Annotated in this window: 9 protein-coding genes; 1 reads left to right on the top strand and 8 read right to left on the bottom strand. The window is 68.2% G+C overall.

Annotated features, from left to right (window positions below):
* Positions 1-133: 133 nt before the first annotated feature.
* Entirely contained in the window at positions 134-538 is a 405-nt protein-coding gene (locus ACLQ62_RS00780; protein ID WP_411719752.1) for a DUF4190 domain-containing protein, read from the top strand.
* A gap of 172 nt (positions 539-710) precedes the next feature.
* On the opposite strand, the gene ACLQ62_RS00775 is transcribed toward ACLQ62_RS00780, so the two are convergent.
* The 8 genes from ACLQ62_RS00775 to idi all read right to left on the bottom strand — a co-directional run bounded on the left by ACLQ62_RS00775 (position 711) and on the right by idi (position 7,840).
* The gene (locus tag ACLQ62_RS00775; protein ID WP_411719751.1) at positions 711-2,051 is read right to left on the bottom strand and encodes a glutamyl-tRNA reductase; all 1,341 of its coding nucleotides are present in this window, start codon (positions 2,049-2,051) and stop codon (positions 711-713) included.
* A 177-nt stretch (positions 2,052-2,228) separates the two neighbouring features.
* On the bottom strand, positions 2,229-3,113 hold the full coding sequence (locus ACLQ62_RS00770; RefSeq protein ID WP_411719750.1) for a prenyltransferase: 885 nt from the start codon (positions 3,111-3,113) through the stop codon (positions 2,229-2,231).
* Positions 3,100-3,438 carry a lycopene cyclase domain-containing protein gene (locus ACLQ62_RS00765; protein ID WP_411719749.1) on the bottom strand — a complete coding sequence of 113 codons (339 nt, stop codon included), beginning with the start codon at positions 3,436-3,438 and terminating at the stop codon, positions 3,100-3,102. Before ACLQ62_RS00765 ends, ACLQ62_RS00770 begins: the two co-directional genes overlap by 14 nt.
* Positions 3,435-3,761, bottom strand: a complete 327-nt coding sequence (locus tag ACLQ62_RS00760; RefSeq protein ID WP_411719748.1) for a lycopene cyclase domain-containing protein — start codon at positions 3,759-3,761, stop codon at positions 3,435-3,437. The genes ACLQ62_RS00765 and ACLQ62_RS00760 overlap by 4 nt, the downstream gene beginning before the upstream one ends.
* Positions 3,758-5,332 carry a phytoene desaturase family protein gene (crtI, locus tag ACLQ62_RS00755; RefSeq protein WP_411719747.1) on the bottom strand — a complete coding sequence of 525 codons (1,575 nt, stop codon included), beginning with the start codon at positions 5,330-5,332 and terminating at the stop codon, positions 3,758-3,760. Before crtI ends, ACLQ62_RS00760 begins: the two co-directional genes overlap by 4 nt.
* Positions 5,329-6,216 carry a phytoene/squalene synthase family protein gene (locus tag ACLQ62_RS00750; RefSeq protein ID WP_411719746.1) on the bottom strand — a complete coding sequence of 296 codons (888 nt, stop codon included), beginning with the start codon at positions 6,214-6,216 and terminating at the stop codon, positions 5,329-5,331. Before ACLQ62_RS00750 ends, crtI begins: the two co-directional genes overlap by 4 nt.
* Positions 6,213-7,283 carry a polyprenyl synthetase family protein gene (locus ACLQ62_RS00745; RefSeq protein WP_411719745.1) on the bottom strand — a complete coding sequence of 357 codons (1,071 nt, stop codon included), beginning with the start codon at positions 7,281-7,283 and terminating at the stop codon, positions 6,213-6,215. The genes ACLQ62_RS00750 and ACLQ62_RS00745 overlap by 4 nt, the downstream gene beginning before the upstream one ends.
* On the bottom strand, positions 7,280-7,840 hold the full coding sequence (gene idi, locus ACLQ62_RS00740) for an isopentenyl-diphosphate Delta-isomerase (protein WP_411719744.1): 561 nt from the start codon (positions 7,838-7,840) through the stop codon (positions 7,280-7,282). The genes ACLQ62_RS00745 and idi overlap by 4 nt, the downstream gene beginning before the upstream one ends.
* Between the last annotated feature and the right edge of the window lie 46 nt (positions 7,841-7,886).

Genomic DNA, 7,886 nt, shown 5'->3' with positions numbered 1-7,886 from the left:
CGGCGGCGTCCCGTAGGCACCGGTCGGCGCTACCCGCGAAGAGGGGACTTCTGCCCATGCCATTCGCCGTCACCGCAATTGACACTCACCCTCGCTGACTGCCAGCATGGAAGCCGGCTTACGAAGGAGCACTATGACTGACAACAACATCCCGCCAGTACCCCCGGCCGGCTCGAACCAGCCATACGGTCAGGCCCCGCAGCAGGCTCCGCAGTACGGCGCGCCGCAGTACAACGCTCCGCAGCAGGCACCGCAGTACGGTGCGCCCGCCTACGGCCAGCCGGGCCAGCAGTCCCAGAAGTGGAACGTCCTCTCCATCGTCACCCTGGTGAGCTCGGTTCTCGGCTTCGCGGTCATCTCCATCGTCCTCGGCATCATCTCGCTGAACCAGATCAAGAAGACGGGCGAGCAGGGCAAGGTTCTTGCCATCGTCGGTATCGTGATCGGTGCACTCGCCACGATCGGCTACATCATCGCGATCATCGCTTTCTTCGCGATCCTCGGCAGCGCAAGCACCGGAACGTTCGAAACGTACTAGATCTTCGTCACAGAACGCCCGCGCCACGATTTCGTGGTGCGGGCGTTTTTCGTTGTGCCTCCGCTCAACCGGATGAATCGACCGGCTCGGACGTCGAACAGGACGAAGCCGACGCTTTCAGGCCGCCGCTCCTGTTGAGCGTCGGAGCAAAAGCCGTGCGGCGAGCGTCAGCTCAGGATGCCGCTTCGCCGGCCTCGAGGTCGACGACCGCCTCCGACGCCACGGCGAGACCGAACAGCGCGTCGAGGGCGTCGATGTAGCGCTGGGCGTCCCCGGCGCGGGCCAGATCACGGGCCCGGACCGTCGGGGCGTGCAGCAGCCGGCCCATCATGTGCCGCAGTGCCTGCTCGGCGACGCCGTCCGGGTCCCGAGGGGCGACCCGGGCGATCTCGGACTCGAGCAACTCCTGGGCGTGACGGCGTAAGGCGACGACGGCAGGGGCGAGGCTCCGCTCATCGGTGACGGCCGCGAACTTACGTGCGGCGCGGTCGACGATCTCGTGTGCGTGATCCGTCGCCTGCAGTTCCTCGAGCGGTGCGTGGATGCGGATCGTCTCCAGGTCGAGCAGGTCCACTCCGTGCACCCCGGCGACATCAGGGTCGACGTTGCGGGGCAGCCCGAGGTCGATGACCAGCTGGCCGGCGTCGGTGTGCACCGGGCAGCCCGGGGTTCCGTCGTGTTCGAAGACCGGCAGTGACTCGTGAGAGGCCAGACGACCCGCGGTGAGCAGTGCTGCGTCGAGCACGAACCCCGACGCCGTCGTGCAGGTCACGACGATGGTTGCGTCCGCGGCTTCGCGCGGGAACGCATCCGCCTCGACCGCGCGGATCGAGTGGCTTGCGGCGAAGCCGGCGGCGCGGCCGGACGGGGAGTACACGGCGACGTCGGTGACGCCGCGGTCGCGGAGCGCGGCGAGGCTCGCTCCGGCGTATGCGCCGGTACCGATGAGCAGCACACGGACGGCGGACCAGTCGACGATGCGGCTCTCGGCCAGGTCGAGGGCGAGGCGCACGATCGAGCGTCCGGCGCGGCCGAGCGGCGTGTTGTTCTTGACGCCGCGGGAGGTCTGCGATGCGCGTTGGAACAGTCGTTCCAGGTCGCTGGTGGTCGTGCCTGCTTCGCGGGCGGTTTCAAGCGAGCGGCGCACCTGCCCGGCGATTTCGCCCTCGCCGACGACGACGGATTCGAGCCCTGCGGACACGGCGAAGAGGTGCCGGGCTGCGTCTTCGTCGGTGTGGACCTTCCAGGTCGAGTGCAGCTGTTCGGCCGGGATGCCTGAGGCGGCGCTGATGGCTGCCGTCGCGGCCTCGATACCGATTTGTTGACCCGCCGTGACCGGCTCGTCGAGGTCGATGTACGCCTCGAAGCGGTTGCAGGTGGAGATGACCACGGCTCCCGCAACACATTCGGAGTGCCCGGTGATGCGTTCGGCGACGGACTCGGCGCCCCCGGAGAGACGCTCGAGGAGGTCGAAGGAGGCGTTTTTGTGACTCGCCGTCAGACACATGAGCACCAGTCAAGGATACCTTCCCGGACCGGGTGCTTCGGCCCATACCGGCGCTCGTCCGCTCAGGGCGCATCCGGCGGCACGAACGGATGCTGCGCACAACTCCGCCTCACCCCGTCGATTTCCGGCGCGGGGCTCGGAATTCACGGGCACGACGGGCGCCGGTGAAGCGTTCCGGCGGAGTTATGCGCGGAGGAACGACCAGGCGATCAGCAGCATGGTGACCAGGAATCCGACGACGAAATTCAGCCAGAGGAAGTGCTTCCAGCCACGGTTCGCGCGCTCCGAATCGGCGTCGGGAAGGGAACGGTACGGCAGGACAGCGACGACGTACGGGAGCGCGAGGAGAGCGCCGAGCGGGCCCGGCCACTCGGTGAACAGCATGAGGAGGCCGGCTGTTGTCCAGGCGCCGAGGGCGAGCCGGACCGTCGTTGCTGCCCCCATCACCGTGGCGATCGACGCGATGCCGCCCTCCCGGTCGGGCAGGATGTCCTGCACGGCGCCGAAGGCATGGCTCGCCATGCCCCAGAGGAAGAACGCGGCGAGCAGGGCGAACAGGCCGGGGGCCGGCGTCGCCCCGGCGAGGACCAGCCCGTAGACGGCCGGGCTGACGAAGTGTGTGCTCGAGGTTGCCGAGTCCAGGAATGGCCGTTCCTTGAACCGCAGTCCGGGTGCCGAGTATGCGACCACGGCGACGAGGCTGATCGCCAGGACGAGCCAGGACGCCGGGTTGCCGAGCAGGACGAGCACGACGACGAACGGGATGCAGATGACCGCAGCGGCGAGGAGGGTCCACCGGTGAAGGCTGCGGTCGAGAACGGCGCCCTCGACCCCGCCTTTGCGCGGGTTGGCGAGGTCCGATTCGTAGTCGAAGACGTCGTTGATGCCGTACATCGCCAGGTTGTACGGCACGAGGAAGAAGATCGTGCCGACGATCAGGGCGAGGTCGATCGACCCGGTGGTGAGCAGGTAGGCGGCGGCGAACGGGAAGGCCGTGTTGATCCAGCTGAGCGGCCGCGACGAGAGCAGTAACGCTCCGGCGATGCGGGTGGGGCTATTCGTCGACACCGGCGCCTCTTCGAGAACGTCGGCCGAGAAGCAGCCAGACGCCGGGCAGCAGGAGGAGGCCGGCGACCGGGTAGGCGAAGTCCTCGATCGGTGCGGCGCCGATCAGGATGCCGGCGAGGTGGCCTGGTTCGTAGACCATGAGGCCCGTCGCGATCATGACGTTGTCGAACACCGCGGTGAGGATCGTCAGCGTGAGAGCGGTGCAGAGAACCGGCAGCCACCAGCGGGCAACCAGAACCCGCCGGTCGCGCGATGTGGCCAGAGCGACGGCGAGCACCGCGGCGGCGATCGCCAGGAAGACCAGGCTGAGCGAGACGTAGGTCATCGGCGCACCGCCCGGGCCCGGAGCAGCGCATCGGTGCCGGTGAGAAGCACCATCGTCAGGTAGCTGAGAAAGGCGAGGAAGAAGAGTTCCTCGACGGGGAGTTCGGGGGCGACGACGATCCCGGTCATGAAGTCGGTCTCGCCGCGGTAGAAGATGCCGAGCCCGATGCCGGAGAGATCCCAGAGCACGAAGAAGAGGACCCCGGCAGCCAGCACGAGACCGGCGCGGCGCGCATCCCGCCAGAAGAACAACGCAAACCGCCGGTCGAGCAACACCATGCAGCCGATCGAGGCCAGCAGTACGAAAAGGTAGACGGCGCTCATAGCGGCTCCGGGAGCGGGCCGGTGCTGAGGTCGCCGCGGATCCGCTTGAGCACGAGTTCCGCGCTGATCAGGCACATCGGCAGCCCGATCCCCGGCACGGTCGTCGCCCCGGCGTAGTACAGGCCGGCGACCTTCGCCGAGGCGTTCTTGCCGCGGAGGAACGCACTCTGCCGCAGGGTGTGCGCCGGGCCGAGCGACGTTCCGCGCCAGGAATTCAGATCGTCGCGGAAATCCTGCGGGCCCACCGTTTTGCGGACGACGATGCGTTCGGCGAGGTCCGGGATGCCGGCCCAGGTCGCGATCTGCGCGATGACGGTGTTCGCGAGCTCCTCGACGACCGGAGAGCCGTTCCCGTCCTCACCGCCGGAGCCGATCCCCGGGTCGGCCGGAACCGGAACGAGGACGAACAGGTTCTCAGCGCCGGCGGGGGCGACGGTGTCGTCGGTTGCGCTCGGCCGGCAGACGTAGATCGACGCGGGCTCGGGAATCGATGTCGGAACACCGAAGATCCGGTCGAAATTGTCGTGCCAATCCTCGGTGAAGAACAGGCTGTGGTGGGCGAGCTCGGGCAGCGCACCCTCAACCCCCAGCATCAGCAGCACGGCGCCCGGTCCCGGTATCCGGTCCGCCCACCAGCTCTCGGGGTAGCTCTGCAGCGACTCGGGCAGGAGCGTCGTCTCGGTGTGGTGCAGGTCAGCCGCCGACACCACGACATCGGCGTCGACGTGGTGGTCGTTGCCGGCGGGGTCGGTGTACCGGACCCCGGTGGCGCGTGCCCTTCTGCCGCCGGCCGTCGTGATCGCCGTCACCGTGGCATCCGTCGTCACCGTGACCCCGGCCGCCTCGGCCAGTCCCGAAATGCTTCGGATCACCTCGGTGAAGCCGCCGCGTGGGTAGTAGACGCCGTCCTCGAGGTCGAGATGGCTCATCAGGTGATAGAGACTGGGCGCGGCGAACGGTGACGAGCCGAGGAAAACGGCGGGGTAGCCGAGGATCTGGCGCAGCCGCGGGTCGGAGAACGAGCGGGAGGTGAGCGTGTCCAGTGGCTGCAGCAAGAGTCGCGTGAGCCGGCCGGTGCGGCCGAGGACATCGCGGGTGAGAGCTGTTCGGTAGGACTGAAAGGTGCTGTAGAGGAAGCGCCGAACCGCTATCTCATACGTGTCGCGAGCGGATGCCAGGTAGCGGGTGAGCGCGGCGCGCCCGCCTGGTTGGATCCGTTCGAAGGTGTCGAGGTTGGTTTCGCGGTCGGCGGCGATGTCGATCGGTTCGTCGTGTTTCTCGAAGAACACGCGGTAGCCCGGGTCGAGCTTCGCCAGGGCGAGTTCCGCATCGGCTGAGCTGCCCATCAACCGGTAGAAGTGATCGAAAACCTCGGGCATCAGGTACCAGCTCGGCCCGGTGTCGAACCGGAAGCCGCCCCTCTCCCAGCTCCCCGCCCGCCCGCCGAGCTCACTTCGGGCCTCGAGCAGCGTGACCGTGAAGCCGTCTTTCGCCAGCAGTCCCGCGGTGGCGAGGCCGGCGATGCCTCCGCCGATCACGATCGCGGAGCGGCCTGTGCTCGCGCCGCTCACAGCGGCCGTGCCGGCAACATCGTGCGGGCGAGGACCGCCAGCTTGGTGCGGGTGGGAACCCGGACCCGGGCGGACAGCAGCTCATCGGCCGGGGTGGCCCTCACCCGTGCGGTGAGAACGCTGAACAGTCCGTGCGCTGCGGCGACCGCCCGGCGGCAGTTCGCGGGCAGTTCGGGGATGACGGAACCCGCGGCGTCGAGGTCGGCCTGAATGTCCGCGACCAGCGCCAGCTTCTGCTCCTCGGTCAGGTGCCCGGGGTCGATGCCGGGGAAGTAGCTTCGGCCGAGCGTGCTCCAGTCGGTCGCGAGGTCGCGGAGGAAGTTGATTTTCTGGAATGCGGAGCCGAGGCGTCGTGCGCCCGCTTCCAGGCGGAGGCGTTGGGAGTCCTCGACCGGGCGACCGCGGAGGAAAACGCGCAGGCACATCAGCCCGACGACCTCCGCCGAGCCGTAGATGTACTCGCGGAGCTCCGCCTCGGTGAAATCCACGGTGCTGAGGTCGCGCCGCATCGACGCGAAGAACGGGGCGGTGAGATCGACGCCGAAGCCGCTCTCGCGGGCCGTGATCGCGAACGCGTGGACGACGAGGTTTGTGCTGTAGCCGTCCTCGAGCGCGGCGTTCGTCTCCGCCTCGAGCGCGTCGAGAAGCGAACGCTGGCGGTCCAGCCCGAGGCCCGCCTGTTCCGCAGCGCCATCGACGACCTCGTCGGCCACCCGGACGAGGGCGTAGATGTCCTCGACACGCTTACGGACGTCGCCGGAGAGCAGCCCCGACGCCATCCGGAAGGAGGTGGAGTAGTCGCGGATGATCCGCGACGAACTCCGGTGGGCGACGCGCGAATACAGGGAGAGGTCGCTCGACGCGACAGGCTTCCGAGCCTTCATGCCGCCCGCACCACGGCGTGCCTGGCGACGTCGCGCAGGTGCCCGACGAGAGCCGCCGGAAGCTTCGAGTCGGAGAGGAGGCTTTCGGCGCGACCCACGTGATCGTCGATCAGGGCGTCGACGAAGGTCCGCGCGCCGCACTCCTCCAGGGCGGCCCGGACCGAGGAGCCGTCGTCATCCGAGGTCTCCAGGTCGTAGAGCGCCTCTTCGATCTGCGGCCAGCGGGGAGTCGAGCGGGCGTGTGCGATGAGCGGAGTCTCTTTGCGATTGCGGAGGTCGCCCAGAACACTCTTCCCCGTGATCTCGGCGTCGCCGAAGACGCCGAGCTGGTCGTCGCGGAGCTGGAACGCCACCCCGACCAGCCGGCCGAACTCGCCGAGGATCGTGAGCATCTCCGCGTCGGCCCGGGCGAGGATCGCGCCGGCCTTGAGCGGTGCCTCGAACGAGTAGCTCGCGGTCTTCTGCTCGGTCATCGCCATCACGTCGGCGAGCGACGGCAGCCTGACGCCTGCACTGAACGCCACGTCGGCCAGTTCGCCTGCGGCGGTGACGAAGATGCTCCGATCGAACAGGTCGAGCAGCTGCGCCCGAATTTCCTCAGGGGTGCTCAGCCGGGCGAGAAAGCCCTGCGCCGCCTGGATGAGCAGGTCGCCGGCGAGGATCGCGGATGCCTGTCCCCACGTCTCGGCCGCGGCGTCCGTCGCGCCCATCGCCGAGGCATCCGCGGCGAAAGAACCGGCAAGGTTCGGAACCCCACGACGGACGAGGTCGCGGTCGATCACGTCGTCGTGCAGGAGGAAAGCGGTGTGGAGCAGCTCGAACGCGGTCGCGATGCGCAGGGCGGAGTCGTCGTCGGTTCCGCCGAGATCGTGGTAGACCCCGACGACGAGGGCGGGGCGGAACATCTTGCCGCCCTGGCTCGCGGACCGCGCCGCCTCCCAGAGGAGTCGGTAATTGTCGCCGTACGCCCTGGCCAGGCTGATGCGGTCGGTGAAGAACGCATCGAGGCGATCCTGCACAGCCTCGTGCACGCCGGTGCCGGCGAAGTCGGTGAGTACTCCGCTCATTCCGGAGCCGATCGGGTCGGGTTTCCGCCGAGCAGCTCCAGTTGCGAAGCCTGGAGCACGAGCCACGGGCTGAAGACCCATGGTGTCCTGGCGATCGATCCGCCGAGAACGACGGGGTCGACCCACGCGACGTCCATGACCTCATGCGGGTTGGGGACGGGGTCGGTGTCGACGCGGGCCACGTAAACGGGGCAGACCTCGTTCTCAACGATGCCGGATGCGTCGACGGCGCGATAACGGAAGTCGGGGAGGACGAGCTCCAGGGTGGTGATGTCGAGGCCCAGCTCGTGGGCGGCGCGGCGGGCGACGGAGTCGACGGGAACCTCATCCGGCTGGGGGTGTCCGCAGAACGAGTTCGTCCAGACCCCGGGCCAGGTCTTCTTGCCGAGGGCACGACGGGTGACGAGCACCTCGCCGGACGCGTTCACGACGTGGCACGAGAAAGCCAGATGGAGAGGGGTGTCCTCGGTGTGCACCGCCGACTTGAGATCGGAGCCGACCGGGTCGCCGTGGGCATCGAGAAGCACCACACGCTCGATCGTCTCCTGAACGGTCATTGTTCTCCGATTTATCTAGCTTAGCGAGTAAATAGATTAGCACGGC

Origin of the sequence: Mycetocola sp., from assembly GCF_046716805.1 — a bacterium.
Taxonomy (GTDB): domain Bacteria; phylum Actinomycetota; class Actinomycetes; order Actinomycetales; family Microbacteriaceae; genus Mycetocola_A.
Note: the sequence above shows the minus strand (reverse complement) of the source record. Positions and strands in the feature narration are given on the sequence as shown.